Raw genomic sequence first — 19,520 nt, forward strand, 5'->3', positions numbered from 1 at the left:
CTGACCTCCTTCGGGTTTGGTAAAATAAATTCACTTATAATATACTCAAAACTTGGCTTTATGCAATATTATTTTTCATTTCTTAAGAGTTTATAGGGGAATTTATAGTAGCGAGGCCTTGGTAAATAGGATATTATAGGCTTTTCCAAGTTTTTTTCAAACTCATCCTGCCATGCCCTTAAAATCTCAAGTCGTTCTTTTCTTTTAGGGCTTTGTGGAATATTTCTCAAAGCCTCCCTTTCTTCAAGTCCCAGATACTTATCCTTAATCAAATTATCTAATAGGATTAGCAATTTTTCATAAATATCCAGGTCACGCTTCTTTAAATAAGCCTTGATAAATTCTTGGTCCCTCTCACTCACATTTGCCCTTCCATGGTAAGATTCAAAATCATCGGTCACAAAACCATGGCCTAGAGCAATCCTTGCTGGATAAAAATAAGATTCAAATCTCAATATCCTGTAGCCTTCCATCATATGGGCCAAATCGTTATAGCCATAGGCCTTGCCAATATCGTGAAGACAACCGACTGCATAGGCAATTTCTGGATCAAGGCCAATTTCCTTAGCGATTTTTTCGCAAGTTTTCCCTATGACGTGGCTGTGGATTATCCATTCGCCGGGATTTTCCCTAAAGGCTTCATCAAGCATGCACCTTACCTTATCCTTGTTTGGTATATTTCCATATCCTTCCTTATACATATTCCACCATCCCATATGCGTGGTCAATTTCTGACCCTATTTTAAAATCAATCTTCTTCGGGCTCTCCTTATAAAAAAACCCAACTTTTTCCTCATTTTTTATCTGATTTTTGTAAATCATTTTTATATAGGAAATCTTTCCCTCATCAAGGCCTGGAATTTCCTTGATATAATCAAAATAAACCCCATTATTTACATGGTGGTTTTTATCAAAGTCTGCCCTTCTAATTGAAATTTCCTTGGATTTTTCAAAATTCCCTATCTTTTTATAATTCCTTTCAGTGTAAAATTCAGGACTTTCCCCATAGGCTTCCAAGACATTATTGTCAATGATTGCCGCCCTTTGTTTATCCTGGTCAAAGAGGATAAAAGTCCCCTTGGCCTTTGCCAAAATTTCACCATTGCCTTCAACAATAAAGTTTCTGTAAGCGAAAAATCTCTTCATGTGGGTAGGAATTGTTGATATTTGAATTTCAAATCCTTCTTTTATCGGCTTTAAGATTTCAATATCCCAGGAATAAAGTAACCAAACCTTATCATCCATAACCTTTTGGTTTTTTTCTACCCTTTCCGCCTGGATGGTTGATATATCAACCATAAGGCTAGTAAGACTTCTCATGGTAATATGGCAATTTTCCCCGCAAAACATTGGGCCAATCTCATAAATTTTCGAATCTTTCATAAGACTCCTCACATAAAAAGGGCAGGAGCCTGCCCTCATTTTTATTTAATCTCTTTTAGTAACTCAGCCAAGGCCTTTAAAAATTGTGGATCCTTATTAAAGTTATTTTCACTTAGGTCTAAGTCCTTATTGCTGTTTTCCACTTCAAGGTCTGGCTTAACACCAATCTTGTTAATCTTGTTGCCACTTGGTGTCTTGTATTCGCTAATGGTAATCTTAGCCCCAGCCCCGTTTTCAAGTGGGAAGAGTTTTTGAACAATACCCTTACCAAAGGACTTGGTACCGACAATCTTAGCCCTGCCCCTGTCTTTTAGGGCGCCAGCTAAAATCTCTGATGCAGATGCAGAGTTTTCATTAATTAGAACTGTCATTGGTATATCATCCATATTAGCATCAGATTTTTCTGTAATAACATTGCCATTTTTATCTTCAGTAGTCACTATAACTCCCTCATCAAGGAAGGTATCAGCTATATTTAGGCAAACATCAAGGGCCCCACCTGGGTTATTTCTCAAATCAAGGACCAAACCGTCAATATCATCATTTTTAAGTTTTGAATATTGAGCCTTGAAATCATCCCAAGTTATATCATCAAAGGCAGAAAGCCTTAAGTAGCCTATATTTTTGCCACCAAGGTTTAAAGTTTTTGTATAAACTGTATCAACAGTCACATCACGTCTTTCTACAAGCATTGGAATTTCCTCGCCCTTTGGGTTTTTCTCACTCACCCTCAAAACTTCAATCTTAACCTTAGTACCTGGTTCGCCCCTTATAAGGGAAACAGCCTTTTCAAGCTCGCTGGCAGAAAAATTAGTACCTTCAACAGACTTGATAAAGTCCCCAGCCTTCATACCAGCTTCCTTAGCTGGAGAATCTTCAAACACTTGGACAACCTTAATCAAGCCTTCCTTAGAAGCAGAAACTGTAACTCCAATTCCCTTATATCTTCCATCGAGGTTTTCCATGAGTTTTGTATATTCATCCTTTGGATAATATGATGTATAAGGATCGCCAAGATTGGCAAACATACCCTTAAGAGCCCCATTATAAAGGTCTTCGTCCTTATAATCAAAAAGGAAGTTTTTATCAATAAGACCCTTTAAAGAATCCATCTCACTAATCAATTCTTTATCTTTTGCCCCCATGTTATGGCCCAAATCAACATTAGAACCAAGCATGAAGCCAGCAAAACCTATCGCCCCAACAAGAACGACGGCCAAAATTATTTTTCCAAATCTTTTCATTAAGTATTAATCCTTTCCAAATGGGACCTAATCCCACTTATACTAATTATATATATTATATCACAATAAATTCCAAATTGTAATAAAAAATAAGGCCCTTGACCAATAATAAATAATTAAGGGTCTTTTTGGGTAAAAATCAAATAAGGGCAAAGGAAGGATAGAAAATGCAAATTACAGAAATTTATAAAAATATTTACCAGGCGGTTTTCCCCCTCACAGGTAATCCCCTCAAATCAATAAATATCTATGTCATAAAATCAGAAGACTCGTCCATGATAATAGACACCGGCTTTAACAATCCTGAAAATAGGGCCAATATGGAAGAATTGATCCAAAGGCTAGACCTAAATCTTCCCAAAACCAAACTCTTCCTAACCCACCTCCACTCTGACCACGTAGGCCTTGCCAAATGGCTAGATGATAAGGGAATTGGAGATATTTATATATCAGAAAAAGACGGAAAAATGGTCGAAAATGGGATAAACAAAGAAGACTTCCAATGGCAAAACATAATAAAAAACGCCCACTTCCAAGGATTGGGACCAGAAAAATTAAAAATCGAAGACCACCCAGGCTATAAAAATAGACCAAAAAAAGCCTTTCCCCACACAAAGATCAAACCAGGCTGGGAAATTTCCATAGGTGACTATAAGTTCATCGCAATCGACGAAGAAGGCCACACACCAGGTATGCTAGGTCTTCATGAAAAAGACGCCAAAATTTTATTCTGTGGCGACCACATCCTAGGAAAAATAACCCCAAACATCACCTACTGGGGCGATGAATTTGGCGATAGCCTAGGGATATATTTAGAAAACATCAAAAAAGTCAAAGACCTAGACATAAAACGCCTCTACTCTGCCCACAGGTTTTTAGTAGAAGATACAAACGCCAGAATCGATGAACTTTTAAACCACCACCAAGAAAGGCTTGCCGATTGCCTAAAAATTATAGAAAAACTAGGAAAGGCCAACACAACGCAAATCACCCAACAAATGCAATGGGACATCAAGGCCAAGGACCGGAATTCATTCCCAGCCAGTCAAAAATGGTTCGCCACAGGAGAAGCCGCCGCCCACCTCAAACACCTGGTAAAAATAGGAAAAATCAGAGAAGAAGTAATAGATGGGGTTGGTTATTATTCCATAATATAATATAAGATAAGATAAGCAAACAAAAAACTCGCCACAATCATGCTGGCGAGTCTTTTATTTTATTTCCAAAAATCTAATCTTTCTCCATCAAGGCCTATATTTGCTGCCACAAATACTGGGTCTTTGTCGGATTTTCTTTGTTTTCTGTAGTCTTCTAGGGCACTTAGGGCGTATTTTCCTAGGGCAAATATTGAGAAGATATTTATTATTGCCATGATTCCCATTAGGAGGTCTGCCAAATCCCAGGCGAATTTCATTTCCATTCCTGCTCCTAAAAATATCATTAATATAGCTATTATCCTAAATACTAGCATGAAATTTTTAGATGGGACCTCCTTTTTTAGGTAGGCTAGGCAGGAATCACAATAATAGAGATTTCCTAAAAGGGTTGTGAAGGCGAAAAGTCCCAGGCAAATAGTGATGAATATATATCCAAAAGGTCCGATGACTGTTGCTAGGGCTTCTTGGACATAGCCTGCACCCGCAAGTTCTTCAACTGGGGCAATGCCTGATACTAGGGCCATGAAGGCTGTCGCTGTGCAAATTACCAAGGTGTCTATAAATACCGAAATCATTTGAACAAGGCCTTGCTTGACTGGATGGCTTACCACTGCGCTTGCTGCTGCATTTGGCGCAGAACCCATACCAGCCTCGTTAGAATAAAGTCCCCTCTTGATTCCTTCAACCATGGCTGACCCTGCCACGCCACCAAAGATTGCCCTAAAATTAAAGGCATCATCAATTATTAGTTTAAACATTGGCCCAAGGTTTTTGATATTAATGCCAATCATAAAAATAGACATAAATACGTAAATCAAACCCATTATAGGAACAATTACCGAAGTGTATTTTATAATTCTCTTGCCACCGCCAAGTATACAATATCCGGCAATGATGGCTAGGACTCCCCCGATTATCCATGGAGTGATGCCTTTCTGGTAAAATCCGTAGGCCTTAAAGGAATCTTGGAGGTTGAAAGACGCAAGCATGTTAAAACCTACTGCATAGGTCAAAATAAGGGCAATGGCAAAAACCACGCCGAGTTTTCTTGATCCCAGACCTTCTTCTATATAGTAGGAAGGACCACCGTAGGATGACCCATCCTTGGCTTTTTTCTTAAAAATCTGAGCCAAAGTCGATTCTATAAAGGCTGAAGCTCCGCCAATTACAGCGATAATCCACATCCAGAAAACCGCTCCTGGTCCACCCAGGCAAATGGCATTAGAAACACCAACAATATTTCCAGTTCCTACCCTAGATGCGGTAGACACCATGAGGGCCTGGAAGCTTGAAACATCATCCTTGCCAGCTGGTTTTTCACCAATAACCTTAACTGCATCAGAAAATAAACTAAACTGGATAAAACCAGTCCTAATTGTAAAATAAAATCCACAGGCTAATAGGATAATTATTAATATCGGATAATATAAATATCCATTAACCGTCGATAAAAGGCTCTTAAAAATTTCCATAAAATCTCCTTTATTTTTGTAACTATCAAATCAAATCCATAACTTATCTGAATTTTCATTATTAAAGTACACATTGTATCAATACATCATCTTATCACACTAAAGTGTAGCTTTCATTAATTTACTTTAAAAAATGTTTTTTGTCAATTAATTTTTATTTATAAACATTTATAATATTTCATTCTTGAATGGATACTGCGAACGTGACTTAACAACAAAGATAGGAAGCTTAACTTTAAGATCGCCTAGAACAAGATATGATAAATATTGTGCTAGTAAATTTTACACAATATTATGAAATTCACTTACTCTTATTTTAAAAAAATAATAATTATAATTCTTTAATTTGGGTATATTCTTATTAAGAAAGGTTGGTATATATGAAAAAAATAATCAATGAAAAAGAAAAAATTATAGGTCAAATGCTAAGGGGTCTTCAAAAAGCAAATGAAGACAAGGTCGAAATAAACGAAGAGTTAAAAATCGTTTATAGGAAAAATCTTCCTATTAAGGGAAAAGTTGGTTTGATTTCTGGTGGTGGTAGTGGACATGAACCAGCTCACGCAGGCTATGTTGGTGATGGAATGCTTGATTGTGCAATTTGTGGAGAAATTTTCACATCTCCTACTCCTGACCAAGTTTTAGAAGCTATAAAACTTGCTGATTCTGGTGAAGGCGTATTTATGGTAATTAAAAATTATACTGGTGATGTCATGAACTTTGAAATGGCAAAGGATATGGCAGAAATGGAAGGAATAAAAGTAGATTATATAATTGTAAATGATGATGTTGCAGTTGAAGATTCAACTTATACAACAGGTAGAAGGGGAATTGCTGGAACTGTTTTTGTTCACAAAGTTTTAGGTGCTATGGCAAGAAGCGGAAAAAGCTTGGAAGAAATGAAAGCTATGGCAGAAAAAATTGTGAAAAATATAAAATCTATGGGTATGGCTGTTAAGCCTTGTATAAATCCAATTTCTGGTAAAGAAAGTTTTGAATTATCTGAAGAGGATATGGAAATCGGAATAGGAATTCATGGTGAACCAGGTATAAGACAAGAAAAAATAAAATCTGCTGATGAGATTTCAAAAGAACTTTTGGATTACATTCTAAAAGATTTTGAAAATCTTGATGGAGAATTTGTTTTAATGGTAAATGGAATGGGTCAAACAACTGAAATGGAATTATTTGTTGTAAATAATTTTGTTTATGATTATTTGAAAGAAAAAAATATAAGTATCAAAAAAACTTACCTAGGTAATTTTATGACAAGTATGGATATGGCAGGATTTTCTTTGACCTTATTTAAAGTTGATGAGGAAATATTAAAATTATTAGAAGAAGATGTAGATGTTGTTAGGGGATAATATGGATATAGATAAAATAAAAAATAAGATAATAAATTTATCAAACACCATAATAGAAAATGAAGAATATTTGACAGACCTTGATAGGGCAATTGGTGATGGTGACCATGGATTTAATATGGCAAAAGGTTTTAACAAAGTAAAAGATGCCATGAATGATGATTATAAAGATTTAAAAACTTTATTCAATAAAATCGCTATGACCTTAATTTCAAATGTTGGAGGGGCAAGTGGTCCCTTATATGGAACATTTTTTATGAAATTTGCCCAATCCTTGGATGGAGAAATTAACTTAAGTAAAACTTTATTTGCTAAGGCTTTTTCTGATGGAGTTGATGGGGTTATTATGAGGGGAAAAGCTCAAGTTGGGGATAAAACCATGGTCGATGTACTTTCTCCAGTTTCAGAAGCTTTGAAAAATGATTCTACTTTTGAAGAAATCGTAAAAATTGCAAAAGAAAATATGGAAAAAACTAAAGATATAAAAGCTCTCAAGGGTAGGGCTGCCTATCTTGGTGAAAGATCAATAGGACATATTGATCCTGGTGCATATTCTTCTTATTTATGCATAAAAAGTGTACTCGGAGATTTAGATGATTAATATTTTATTAGCAAGTCACAGTAAAAAGTTAGCGGAAGGTTTAAAAGAAATTCTAGTCCAAATGGCACCAAATGTAAATATTTTAACAAGTGGTGGTGACAAAGATGGAGATATTGGATCAAATTTCGAAGAGATAAATGAAATAATTAATGAATATGCAAAAGATGATGGCTTAATTATATTTTTTGATTTAGGATCATCAATGCTTAATTGTCAAATGGCAATAGATATGCTAGATGAAGAAAAAAAATCCAAAGTTTACCTTGCAGGAACCCCACTTATTGAAACTAGTGTTCAAGTAGCAGTTAATGCATCAACAGGGGAAACTTTGGATGAAATAATTTCTTATTTAGAAACTTATCCTGTAAATAAACTAAATAATTTTAACTAAGCTTAAATAATATATTTCATATTTATTAAAAGTGGTGGATTTTCTTAAAGATTTAACAATGTCTTTGGGTGATTCACCATTTTTTTGATTTGTAATTTTTTTCTTTATACATAGAATATGTAAATTTTCTGATTTTATTATTTCTAAAATAAGGACAAATTCTCCTTTAAAAACCACTAATTTTTTCTACACTGTAAAGTATTGATTTGTAGCTATTTATAGAGTATGGGACGTAAAAGGGGCTGTTGCAAATTGTGGATAACTATCGTCCCATCAACAGAGGGTTCTCTTAGAAAATTTTTTATATAGCCTGCCGGCTCATGGAGGCGTTTAGCCTGTCGGCATGTGAGACTTTTCTAAGAGGTTCCTCTGGTGATATTGGGACGATTTATTCATTCTGAAACATCCCCTTTTTATAGTTTATATAATTTTTATTCCTCACCCAAGTCCAAAATCCCCTCTGGGGCGGATTCTTTGCCGACGTATTCTATCCTGGTTCTAAGCCTTTCCTTGGCTCCGCTTTCCTTAAATGACTGATCAGTTTCCTTAATTAGGTAGGGACCTTCCTCTAGATTTTTCATTTTTATCTTTTCCTTAACCTTAGACTTATTTTTCTCATACATGGCAGAGGTCATCTGATCATAGGCCTTGCCGTCAAAAAACAATTGGGATTTTTCTGAATATTTTGGTTCGCTTCCAAATTTTTTGCTAATTTCTTCAAAGCTCATCTCATCACAATCCTTGGCAAGCCTCATTATATCCCAAGGCCCCATCCCATCTTCCTTGACCTTCCAATAGGCGACCTGCCTATTGCTTGCCTTCACCATTTCTTCATCACTTTTAATTTTTACTCCTAAGTCTATTTCATAGCCGCCATTCTTATTGGCATAGGATTTTGCAAGGAAAACACCTGCAAAAACTAAACCTAGGATACCTAAAATAAGAACTTTTTTATTAAATTTCATCTTCATTCTTTCCTCCTTTTTTCCTAGTTTAACATTTCCCATGTAAAATTTAGATTAAAAAAAAGCCCATAACCTATATTTTTTAAAAAATTTAGCCTATGAGCTTTTAAATATTATTTTTCAAATCCAGCTTTCAATCTTTTCCCAAACCTAAGACCTGTGTAGATTATTGCAAGGACGCCGACAATGGCACCTATTAGGGTGGCAGTCTTGCTGATTTTTACAAGGCCATTTCCTTCCTTTGCGTCATTGGCACTTGCGACAAATTCTCCAGAAGGAAGCTTAAATTCTTCTGCAGGTCCTGATTCGTCCCTAATTGCATTTACCAAAAGCCTGTCTGGTCTTGGTGGCAAAAATGGACTACAGGTGAGAAGGGTAATCATATCAAGATCTCCCCTTGGAGCAAGCTTGGCCCAATCATATGGCCCAATAATTTCCTTATCGCTTACCACATAGCGCATGGTTTCGTTGGCCCTTTCTATATAAATATAGTCCCCACTTTCAAGTTCGTCCAAATATAAAAACATGGTATCACCCCACCAGCCCCTGTGGCCGGCTATGGCTGATCTTGTGCCCTTGCCCCCAACAGGAATAGCAGTTCCTGCCACCTGGGCAACTCCCTTTGAGATGTGTTCAAGAGTCGCATCTAGATATAGGGGCAAATATTTATCCAACTTTGGTATAGAAAGATAGGCAAAAGGTGTATTGGTTGTCCTAAACATCTCGTACTTATTTTCGTAATCTTCGGTTGTGAATGGGTCTTCCACACTAATATCAGCATCCTTGATCATTTCATTGTAAGCTGCTGCATTTTTGTTTTCTTCTTCTATCTCTTCTGCAGACTTTTTAGCCTCGATTTTCTCAAAGGATTTTTTCTCATTTTTGGCCCTCAAATCGTGATAAGACCTCAAAACCAAAGGGCTGGTCAAAAGGACTAGGCCTAGCAATATTAATATATATCCCCAAAAGGATTTTTTAGTTAATTTGATTTCTTTCTTCAATTTCTCTCAGCTCCTTGCTTAGATTGTCAGTCCTCTTCTTTTCCCTAAATAAGGTCAACAAAAGGATAATTATAATCGGTATGAGTACCAAAACCATCCTGAAAAAGTCAAACCTTGCCCTTGGAGTGTTTGCAACACCATCATCGATGGCTTCCTGGTAAGGAATCCTCACCCCACGGACCAAAAGCCTGTGGGAGTTGATCATATAAGGTGTACAGGTAAGTAGGGTCGCATAGTCCTTTCTTTCAACTACAAGGACCGGCTCAAAATCCGAAGGCTCTACAACCTGGATTTTATCAACCTTGTAGGCTATAGTTTCCTTGATATTTGTAATATAAAATATATCTCCATAGGCAAGTTGGTCAAGATTTCTAAAAAGTTTGGCATTTGGTAGGCCCCTGTGGGCTGTAATAACTGTATGGGTAGAATCTCCACCAATAGGAAGGGATGTACCCTCCAAGTGGCCAGCACCCTTCTGCAAAACATCCTCACTCGAACCTGCTCTTATTGGAATATCAACCTTTATCTTAGGAATCCTAATATGGCCAACCATCTCTTCAACTTCAAGCATCCTAGCATATTCAGCACGACCCGCTTTTTCCATATCGGTATAAGGGTCGGCAAGTCTAGATGGGTCAAGGGTACGGTTATAAGCCGCAGCCAGCGCCATCCTCTTATCGAGGTCTTCTGGCGCAAGGTCTTTTGCAGCCTTTGTGAAGGTAATAACCTCGTCTTCCGCCTTGATTTCGTAATACTTCTGACTTATCAAAGGATAGGAAAATATCAAAAGTCCCAGGGTGAAAATCGCCATGAAGATTAGTCTAGACCTCATCTGCCTAGACATAATCGTCATCCTCATCAGCTAAATTATCAAACAAGTCACCTTGGCCAGTATTTGCCCTAGGCTTCATGAATCCGCCCTTGGTAAATTCGCTAATCTTCTTGAAATACTCCTTATTATCCCTTCTTAATTTCAAAATAAGGATAATTAATAAAATAATTAGGCCAAGAGCAGCAAAGAATAATGTTCTGAATATCCAGTTATTCCTGCTTTCCCTGATTAATTCCTCATCAACCGCTGGTACATAAGGCACTCTGTGGCCCCTTACAATTAGCCTGTGGGTATTGATCATAATTGGTGTACAGGTCAAAAGAGTCGCATAATCGTGGCCCGGACTAATCATTAGGTCCTCAAAATTTGAAGGCTCAATTACCTTGATTTGGTCAACCTGGTAGGCAATAATCCCCTCAATATTTTCAATATAAAACTTATCACCAATTTCAAGTTGGTTTAAGTGGGTGAAAAGTGTCGCCTCAGGCAGACCTGAGTGGGCAGTCAAAACAGTGTGGCTGGAGTTACCACCGATTGGAAGGGAAGTTCCCTCCAAATGGCCAACACCCTTTTGCAAAATATCCTCACTTGTACCTGCATAAATCGGTAGCTTTTGGTTAATCTTTGGTATATCAACAGTCCCAATCATCTCCTCAACTTCAAGCATACGGGCGTATTCCTTACGGCCCTCCTCTTGTTGTTTCCTAGTATATGGGTCTGATGCAATCTTGCCAGAAAGCGAATCATTAAAGGCCTTAGCCAGGTTAATTCTCCTGTCGATTTCCTTGGTATCAAGCTTTTTGGCCCCAGTTGAGAAAGTCTCAACCTGTTCATTTGATTCAATCCTATAATAAAATCTCGAAATCAAAGGATAAATCATAACCAAAAATCCAAGCAAGAAAATCAGCCTAAAGACCCAACGTGATTTCTTTTTATTAACTTTTTTTTCCTTAGGTTTTTTCTTCGCCATATAAATCCTTTATGTAAAAAAGGGCAAAAAGCCCCAAGCTTCAATAATATTTTACTTTAAGATTTCAAATCTCAAATTAAACCTAAAATCTAAAAATAAGGACCCCTCAAATGAAGGATCCTTCATATCTTATATTCTTTGCATCCTCTCGCCGCTATTAACAAGTTTGATACCCATCATAAGGAGAATCAAACCAACTATAGCCATAACCACGATTCTAATATCGCCAGTCTTAACAAGCGGGCTCTTTACAATCCTAGTAATATCGCTAGGTGTGTATTTTGTTGTAATGGTGTTAGTCTTACTAACAATAGTCCTTGGAGTATAAGGCTCATTTACAATCTTCTTTGCAGGAAGGGAAGAACTCGCCGCATCCACAGTAAATGGAGTAAGCTCGTTTGTGATAGTGTGATTTTTTGGAGCTTCAACTTCCTTAAGGGCATATTCTCCATATTCAAGCCCATCAATCGCAAACTCCCCATTATCCTTAGAAGTAAGCTTCACTTCCTTGCCATTAACAAGGAATTTTTCAAAATTAAATCCAACCTTCTTCATCAAAATAAACTTAGCACCCCCAAGCCTATTTTCATTTTTTGTAGAATCTATTTTCACAAAGTTAAACCCACCTGTTGGAGTCTTAGGATTTGGTTTTTCTGGTTTGTTCTTAACAACCAAGATCTTAACCTTGCCATCCTTATCTACTGAATTGAAGTTTTTAATAGTAAAATCAATTTTTACATCAGACAAGATATAACCTTTTGGTGCCTTAACTTCTTTGAAAGTGTACTCACCATCTTTAAGATTTGTAATATTAATAATACCCTTATCCTTGGTAACTAATTCATCTTTGCCATTAGGGTCTTCTTCGTAACCAGCATTAGTTTTCTTAAACTTAAGCTTAGTTCCGTCTTTCTTATATACTTCGAAAACCGCCCCGTCAAGAGCCTTGTTTTCATCACTTTCGTCTACCTTTTTAAGAATAGGAGTCGAATGATTCTCAACTGTGTCGGAATCGCCTGGCTTCATTTTCTTAGAGGTCTTATTCACATTATCTTTATCAGGATATCCAGGCGCAGGTTTTATTTCCTTGAAATAATATATACCTTCTGGCACACTCTCTACAACAAGCTCCCCATTTTCCCAAGTTTCAAGCACAGTTGTGTTGCCCTTTTCATCATAAAGATACTTGCCCCTAGAACCACTCACTTTCACAAGCTCAGATTTTTCCTTATCCCCATCTTTAACCTTCTTATAAAGTTCAAATTGAGCATGGCTGAGCTTGACATCTTTGTTATTAGAATCAACTTTTATAAGCTTAAGTGAATCTGTAGGAGTTGGCATAGTTTCCTTAGCCTCTATCCTATAAACCTTCTTGCCATTCACATCCTTAACAGTTTTAGCAGAAATGTGAACCACAAAGGTGTTAATTGCTTTGTTGGCAATCTTCTTAGACTCATCAGTCTCCTTGATAAGGTAATAACCCTCCTCAAGGTCCTTAATTGTAATATTTTCTTCAGTCAATTTAGCAAGTTCAGGATCATCGCCCTTATTAAGTTTAATCTCATCAACAAGCTTACCATCATAAAGAAGTTTGCTCTTTTCAGATAAGACACCATCCTTGTCAAAAAGCTTTTTTTCCTTAAGCTTATCTTCAGCATCCTTAATAGAAACTTCCTTCTCGCCTGATTTATGAAGGCTTTGAGCCAAGTCAAACATTTCCTTATCGGTCAAACCCTTATCAGCCTTAAGCTTATAAACCTTAACCTGCCTGCCCGACGACTTAATAATCCCGCCTTCTTTAACTTCTTTTTTTAACTTGTCCATTTCATTGATTTTAATCCCAATATCAATGCTATACTTCCCATTCTCCTTAGCCAAAGCACCGCCGCAAGGAAGGAAAATCCCCACAACCATGACCAAAGCCAATAGAAAAGATATGTACTTAGTCTTAAGTATATTTTTCATAATTCCTCCAAGAATCCAAAAACCAAGGCAAAATCAAAAGCCAAGGAAAACCACACAAAACTTGCGTTTTATTATAGTTTTTTGCAATATATTTGATTTTAAAAATAAATATAATAAATTTCTTCTAGTTATAACTATTATATCACAAAAGCTTTGAAAATACTATGATAAATAACCAATAAGTCAAGTTTTTTGGATAAAAAATAAAAATAATCCCAAGTATTAATAGTAATAGAAAATAGAATTCAATTATTGAAAATAAATATAAAAACCAATTTTACTATTTCTATAAATTAAAATTTATTTTAAAAATTCTGTAAAGAAAAGATTCTCATATTTTTATAACCATACCTTTTAAGTTAATCACACAAAATCTCATTCCAAAGATAATAATAGAGACCTCTCGTCGCTCCGCTCTGTCGAGGTGGGTGGATGTAAATACTCTGTCAACGCAAATAAAAAAACACCACCACCCGTCTCGAACGACTGGAAGGAGTGAGAGACCTCTATCGTTCCCTACATCATGGGTTCCGTAAATGCATCGTTATTATCTACATAAAATAAGATCCTAATAAGATATCCCGATGCATCCACAAAATCCCATTCCAAAGATAATAATAGAGACCTCTCGTCGCTCCGCTCTGTCGAGGTGGGATGCTTTATATACTCTGTCAACATGCTTAGAAACCCACCACCCGTCTCGACCGGAGGTAAGCCCGTCGGCTCGTGGAGACGAGAGACCTCTATCGTTCCCTACATCATAGGTTCCGTAAATACACCGTTATTATCTATATAAAATAAGATCCCTATAAATACATCCCGATGCATCCACAAAATCCCATTCCAAAGATAATAATAGAGACCTCTCGTCGCTCCGCTCTGTCGAGGTGGGAGTATTTTTTCTCTCTCTTGTGTTTGTAAGACATAGACTTTCAAAAGTCCCCTAAATTCTTTTTATACATTTTTACATATAATAATTAATATATATGAAAACCCAAGAAAAACTCAAACTCACCACCCGTCTCGAACGACTGGAAGGAGTGAGAGACCTCTATAGTTCCCTACATCATGGGTTCCGTAAATACACCGTTATCACCTATATAAAATAAGATCCCTATAAGATATCCCGATGCATCCACAAAATCTCATTCCAAAAATAATAATAGAGACCTCTCGTCGCTCCGCTCTGTCGAGGTGGGAGGATTTTTTCTCTCTCTTGTGTTTTAAGACATAGACTTTCAAAAGTCCCCTAAATTCTTTTTTATACATTTTTTACATATAATAATTAATATATGAAAACCCAAGAAAAACTCAAACCCTCAACCCAGCTCGAGGAGGACACCTGTTACGATGAAGATTGGTGATCCGTTACCTACTTTTTTATCCTAATATCATTATCAAATTAATTTAGCAACTCAAAACGCAAATATTATGTCATTAATAGTGCAATTTTGCTAGTAGTTATCATTATCTATCGGTTGGGGCAATCTATAGTATTTATAAAATGTTTAAAAATTTCTTGTGTATAAAAAAATATCAGTCAATTTGGTATAGAAAAAGAGGAGATTTTTTCTCCTCTTTTCTTGTATAACTCAATCCACGTACTGGCGATTGAGTTTATTTTTAATTCTAAAATCTATTAAGCTTCAACAGCTTGAGATTTTTTGTAGGCTACGAAAGCGCGTGTTATTAACAAGGCCGTCTCCTTCGGGAGATTCCGCCGCCTCGTATAGAACACTCTGGATTTTGGAGAGCAAGTCCTCACCAAGCCCCCCTATCCTTATCTATCGGAGCGAGACATCTCTATCGTTCTCTATGGAAATAGTTCTGTACCTACACCGTTGTTATATTTATCACATGATAACCTAGCAAAAATATCCCAGAGTTCTACTAAATCCCTCTATAAAAACAAATATAAAGACCTCTCAATTTAGTTTATCTCGAGCGAAGTCAAGAGGATGTTGATATGTATCTCAATTGTTAACATTATATCAAAACGTACGCCATATCTAACGAAGGCGATAAGCCCGTCGGCTCGTGTCTTTCCTTGACCCAAATTATTTAGTAATTTAATGGAAAACTTGTTGTTTATATGATGTGCTATAGCTGAGAGCATCCCACTAACAACCATGATGATATCTATTAACATTAGAATTCCATATAAGTTGTACATTAGGATGAAATAGTAAATATTGTATTATTAAAATTTACGCAATATTATGTACTTGATTTGACTTATCTGTTACTTAAATAGTATAATTATAAAAACGATTTCAATATAATTGATAATTTTTAAAACATAAAGGAGTTAAAATGAATTTATTTATAGACTCAAATATATGGTTATCTTTATATGACTTTTCTGATGACAATCTATCTCAATTTGAAAAATTAAAAACATACAAAGACCACAAAATTAAATTATTTATTCCTCAACAAGTAGTTGATGAGGTATACCGCAATAGGGATAATAAATTAAATTCAACATATAAAAATTTTCAGCTAAAAATACCAAAATTCCCAAATTTTACTAAACCATATCCAGAATATAATGAATTTAAGGATAAAATGGAAGATTTAGATAAAAAGTTTAATGAATGGAAAGATAATATTCACAAGGATATTATAAACAATAATCTTAGTGCAGATAAAACCATAGAAGAATTTTTTAATCAAGATACCATATTAGAATGTAGCGATGATATAATTAAAAAAGCATATAATAGATTTACCAAGGGTAATCCTCCAGGGAAAAACAATAGCTTTGGTGATGCAATCAATTGGGAAACTCTATTAAAATATGGACCAAATGAAGACCTCTATTTTATTACTTCTGATAAAGACTTCGTATCGGATCTATCAAAAAATGAATTTAACTATTTATTAAAAAAAGAATGGAATAACAATAAAGGTGGTAATATAATATTCTATAGTTCATTGTATTCGTTTTTCAAAGATAAATTAGAGGATATAGAGCTAGAGATAAGTGATGCAAAAGGACAATTAATCAATAATTTGCTAAACAGCGAAAGTTTTGCATATACTCATATAGTGATTAAAAATTTAAATGAATATTCTGACTGGAGTTATGAAGAAGTATACGATCTTTGTAATTGTGTTCTACAAAACGATCAGGTAGGTCGTATTTTATTAGACTATGATGTAAGAGATTTTTATGAAACAATTCTTAAATCACAAAATGATGACATTTTGTATACATATCCTTTTGAAGATGTAGCCAATAGAATAGGTGTTTACCCTGATAATCATTTTGGAGAAACACCAATGACCGTAAATGAACAACCATATGAACATTTTGACTATTAATATAATATTTAAATGTTTGAGTAATAGTTTTTTATATAATCAATATAAATTTAAATATAAGAAAGAGGAGATTTTTTCTCCTCTTTTCTTGTATAACTCAATCCACGTACTGGCGATTGAGTTTATTTTTAATTTTAAAATCTATTAAGCTTCAACAGCTTGAGATTTTTTGTAGGCTACGAATGCGCCTATCATGATTGCAGCACCTGCAACTATGAAGATTAGAGAACCAATTCCACCTGTTTGTGGGATGGTTACTTTCTTGTTGATGATTTGTTTTGCGTTATCGTTTGTTTGATCTTTATCTTCAATTCCGAAGTCTATATTAGACATTTTTTGGCTAGTTACTTTTCCATCTTTTCCGATTTCAAAATCAAACTCAAGTGTTGCTTTATCAGCATCTACATAGTCTTTTGGAGCTTTAACTTCGACTAGGGAGTATTTGCCTGGTGCAAGACCAGCGATTTCAAATTGACCTAGTTCATTTGATGTTAGTTTTAGGACTCCGTCAGCTTTTTTAGAATCAGCTGTGAAGCCGTCCATGCTTTGTAGGGTTGCATTCCATGCAGCATCTCTTGCTTTTTCAAGTCTTGCTACTTCTGCCTTTGCAGTTGCTTCTGTAGTAAATTCCTTACCACCAATTATGGCTTTATTAGTATCAGAAATATTTCCTTTTTTAACTGCGGCATTGTAATCTTTAACAGCACTAACGAATGCAGTTTGTGCAGCTTCATATTCTGTACGTGTAGCTTTTGTACCTTCTACTAGGAATTTATTTTTTTCATTTTTAACTACAAATTCTGCACCTGGAAGTCTTTCGCCTTCAACGTTTGTTTTAACGAATTTTACACCGTAAGTTACAACTTTTGGTTCAGATGGGTTAAGTGGTGTTGGGTTATTATCTTTTTTGTTTTCAATTTTGATTTGACCATCAGTTCCCTTTGTGAACTTAGCTGTTTCGTTCATGTTGTTGGCTTCTTCTATCTTGTATTCAAGATTTTTATCTAGACCTGTGAATTTGAAAGTCCATACATTATTACTATCTGTTTTTGTTGTTGGGCCTTGTGGTTTTTCGTTACCAATTGCTTGATATCCAGCTTCTGCAGTATAAGTTGTTGTTGTTCCAGATGCAGTTGTTTCAAACTTAACAGTACCAATTTTTTTGCCTGTGTTTGCATTTATAAGTGTAAATGTAGCCCATTCTCCAGCTTTTGGAACACCATCAGCCCATGTTTTTTCTACTTCTAATTCGCCATTCTCTTTTGGTTTTGTTGGAATAGGAGTATTTCCATGTCCTGGGTTGTTACCATAGTGGAAGGTAATGTCGTTTGATTCAGGAACTTTTACTACTGACTTATCATTTACTTTTGCAGTGTATTTAAGTGTTATAGTTTGTTTTTCAGCTTTATCATTTAATAATTTTAGACCTGCTGGTAAGAATTCTAATACAAAACCTTTTTCATCTTGAGTTAATTTATAGTCTGTATTAGCAGTAAGTTTGACAACATCATTTCCTTTTTTAAGTTCGATTGTTAGGTCTTGATTGTAAGTTAGACCTTCGGTCATCTTATCGTCCCATTTTGCTGTTGCCCATTTAGTTTGAGCTGGGATTTCTGTAACTACTTTGTAAGGAACTGTTTCTCCTACGCTCTTAGCAGCTATTCCTTTTTCTCTATCATTTGTATCTGTTATGATTTCAACGTCTTTTTTGTTATCTTCTGTGCTATTAATTAGTTCGGTTTCTTTTATACCTTTTGCATTAACAATCTCGCCAGTTTTATTATCTTCTTTATCGAAGTTTTTGTCGATTTTTGGTTTTTCTTGGGTGTTCTTTGGATAAACATGAGCATCCTTTACAACGCCATTTTCATTTACAAGTGGAAGTGTGATTTCAACTGGTACAGCCTTCATATCTGTAAGGGTTTCGCCTTTATCACCTTTGTATGATGATAGGCTATGGATTTCAACTATTTTATAAGTAGTTGGCTTATCTTGATTTAATACCTTTGTATTAAACTGATAGCCATCTTCAGTAGTTTCTCCACCTAATACTTGATTTTTAAATCCTTTTTCATCGAATGTTTTTGAGGTTAAATCTTGGTATTTAGCATCTAGGAAAGTGCCATCTGATTTTTTGATGAATTTCCAATTTTCTACTAATTTCCCTTTATTTGCTTCCTCTAATTTTGATACATCAGTAATACCATCTTGGATTACCTTTCCTTCAGCATCTACAAACACTCCAGAGTCATTAGTTTTGTATTTGTGTTCTTCGTCTAATTTTTGCCAAGCAAAATAAGCTCCTGCGATTTCTTTAGCAACTGCGTCAGTTCCTGCATTAGTTCCTGCAAAGAAATCTTTTACATTAGTAATTTTATTACCAACGTACTCCTCATTATTTTTTCCTTTTGTACCTGCAGTAAAGCCAGCAAAAGTAGTTTTATCCATTAGGATTTTGTGTAGTGTTACACTGTCGGTTGTTTTAACTTCGTCAGCCTTAGCACTTGTAAATGGTGCTACGAGGATTCCGAAGACCATTGCGAATGCGGTCAATAATGACAAAATTTTCTTTTTCATTTTGTTCTCCTTTATATTTTTTGTCTTGTCGCTGTGGGTGACAGGGTGTGTACTAACTATCATTGGATTTCCCTGAGTTTGAGGGGCATCGAGTTTGTGGGATTCTTTCTCTCGACTTCGCTCGAGACAGGCTCCTTTTCGCTCAGAATGACACTCAAGTATACACCTTCGTATGAGGGGTCCTGAGTTTGTGAGGTCTCTCCTCCGCCTTTGGCGTCGTTCGAGACGGCGCTCGATGTTTAACCCTAGAAGTATAACACATTGTCTA

The 19,520-nt window shown here is 35.7% G+C and carries 15 protein-coding genes; 5 read left to right on the forward strand and 10 right to left on the reverse strand.

All coding sequences use genetic code 11. The features are described from left to right. Nucleotides 1–68: 68 nt before the first annotated feature. Genes J2Z38_RS04995 through J2Z38_RS05005 form a run of 3 tightly spaced genes read right to left on the reverse strand, consistent with a single transcriptional unit; the run spans nt 69 to nt 2,627 of the window. Nucleotides 69–701 (reverse strand): HD domain-containing protein, encoded by a 633-nt coding sequence (locus J2Z38_RS04995; protein ID WP_209773113.1) that lies wholly within the window; start codon nt 699–701, stop codon nt 69–71. Next, on the reverse strand, nt 694–1,383 hold the full coding sequence (locus tag J2Z38_RS05000) for an acyl-[acyl-carrier-protein] thioesterase (protein ID WP_209773115.1): 690 nt from the start codon (nt 1,381–1,383) through the stop codon (nt 694–696). Before J2Z38_RS05000 ends, J2Z38_RS04995 begins: the two co-directional genes overlap by 8 nt. A gap of 41 nt (nt 1,384–1,424) precedes the next feature. After that, nucleotides 1,425–2,627 (reverse strand): S41 family peptidase, encoded by a 1,203-nt coding sequence (locus tag J2Z38_RS05005; protein WP_209773121.1) that lies wholly within the window; start codon nt 2,625–2,627, stop codon nt 1,425–1,427. Between the two features lie 167 nt (nt 2,628–2,794). On the opposite strand from J2Z38_RS05005, the gene J2Z38_RS05010 reads away from it, so the two are divergent. Continuing rightward, nucleotides 2,795–3,784 (forward strand): MBL fold metallo-hydrolase, encoded by a 990-nt coding sequence (locus J2Z38_RS05010; RefSeq protein WP_209773126.1) that lies wholly within the window; start codon nt 2,795–2,797, stop codon nt 3,782–3,784. A 59-nt stretch (nt 3,785–3,843) separates the two neighbouring features. On the opposite strand, the gene J2Z38_RS05015 is transcribed toward J2Z38_RS05010, so the two are convergent. Further along, nucleotides 3,844–5,256, reverse strand: a complete 1,413-nt coding sequence (locus tag J2Z38_RS05015; protein WP_209773128.1) for an alanine/glycine:cation symporter family protein — start codon at nt 5,254–5,256, stop codon at nt 3,844–3,846. Between the two features lie 380 nt (nt 5,257–5,636). Here J2Z38_RS05015 and dhaK point away from each other — a divergent pair, with 380 nt between their 5' ends. Genes dhaK through dhaM form a run of 3 tightly spaced genes read left to right on the forward strand, consistent with a single transcriptional unit; the run spans nt 5,637 to nt 7,615 of the window. Next, nucleotides 5,637–6,623 (forward strand): dihydroxyacetone kinase subunit DhaK, encoded by a 987-nt coding sequence (gene dhaK, locus J2Z38_RS05020; protein ID WP_209773132.1) that lies wholly within the window; start codon nt 5,637–5,639, stop codon nt 6,621–6,623. 1 nt (nt 6,624) lies between these two features. Further along, a complete protein-coding gene (gene dhaL, locus J2Z38_RS05025) occupies nt 6,625–7,224 on the forward strand; it encodes a dihydroxyacetone kinase subunit DhaL (protein WP_209773134.1) in 600 nt (199 codons plus the stop codon). After that, the gene (gene dhaM / locus J2Z38_RS05030; protein ID WP_209773137.1) at nt 7,217–7,615 is read left to right on the forward strand and encodes a dihydroxyacetone kinase phosphoryl donor subunit DhaM; all 399 of its coding nucleotides are present in this window, start codon (nt 7,217–7,219) and stop codon (nt 7,613–7,615) included. The genes dhaL and dhaM overlap by 8 nt, the downstream gene beginning before the upstream one ends. 431 nt (nt 7,616–8,046) lie before the next feature. Here the strand turns inward: dhaM and J2Z38_RS05035 are convergent, their stop codons facing one another. From J2Z38_RS05035 to J2Z38_RS05055, 5 genes are all read right to left on the reverse strand, one after another. Continuing rightward, nucleotides 8,047–8,586, reverse strand: a complete 540-nt coding sequence (locus J2Z38_RS05035) for a hypothetical protein (RefSeq protein WP_209773140.1) — start codon at nt 8,584–8,586, stop codon at nt 8,047–8,049. A 107-nt stretch (nt 8,587–8,693) separates the two neighbouring features. Further along, complete coding sequence (locus J2Z38_RS05040; protein ID WP_209773144.1) at nt 8,694–9,581, reverse strand: class C sortase; 888 nt, start codon at nt 9,579–9,581, stop codon at nt 8,694–8,696. Continuing rightward, the gene (locus J2Z38_RS05045; RefSeq protein ID WP_318527694.1) at nt 9,556–10,425 is read right to left on the reverse strand and encodes a class C sortase; all 870 of its coding nucleotides are present in this window, start codon (nt 10,423–10,425) and stop codon (nt 9,556–9,558) included. The genes J2Z38_RS05040 and J2Z38_RS05045 overlap by 26 nt, the downstream gene beginning before the upstream one ends. Further along, nucleotides 10,418–11,383 carry a class C sortase gene (locus J2Z38_RS05050; protein ID WP_209773147.1) on the reverse strand — a complete coding sequence of 322 codons (966 nt, stop codon included), beginning with the start codon at nt 11,381–11,383 and terminating at the stop codon, nt 10,418–10,420. The genes J2Z38_RS05045 and J2Z38_RS05050 overlap by 8 nt, the downstream gene beginning before the upstream one ends. Nucleotides 11,384–11,512: 129 nt before the next feature. Continuing rightward, a complete protein-coding gene (locus J2Z38_RS05055) occupies nt 11,513–13,348 on the reverse strand; it encodes an MSCRAMM family protein (RefSeq protein WP_209773148.1) in 1,836 nt (611 codons plus the stop codon). Between the two features lie 2,313 nt (nt 13,349–15,661). Between J2Z38_RS05055 and J2Z38_RS05060 the strand changes: the two genes are divergently transcribed. Next, nucleotides 15,662–16,675, forward strand: a complete 1,014-nt coding sequence (locus J2Z38_RS05060) for a PIN domain-containing protein (protein ID WP_209773149.1) — start codon at nt 15,662–15,664, stop codon at nt 16,673–16,675. A 144-nt stretch (nt 16,676–16,819) separates the two neighbouring features. Here the strand turns inward: J2Z38_RS05060 and J2Z38_RS05065 are convergent, their stop codons facing one another. Beyond that, nucleotides 16,820–19,252, reverse strand: coding sequence for a pilin N-terminal domain-containing protein (locus tag J2Z38_RS05065; protein ID WP_209773153.1), 2,433 nt, complete (start codon nt 19,250–19,252; stop codon nt 16,820–16,822). Nucleotides 19,253–19,520 lie beyond the last annotated feature (268 nt).

The organism is Anaerococcus degeneri (assembly GCF_017874475.1).
GTDB classification, from domain to species: domain Bacteria; phylum Bacillota; class Clostridia; order Tissierellales; family Peptoniphilaceae; genus Anaerococcus; species Anaerococcus degeneri.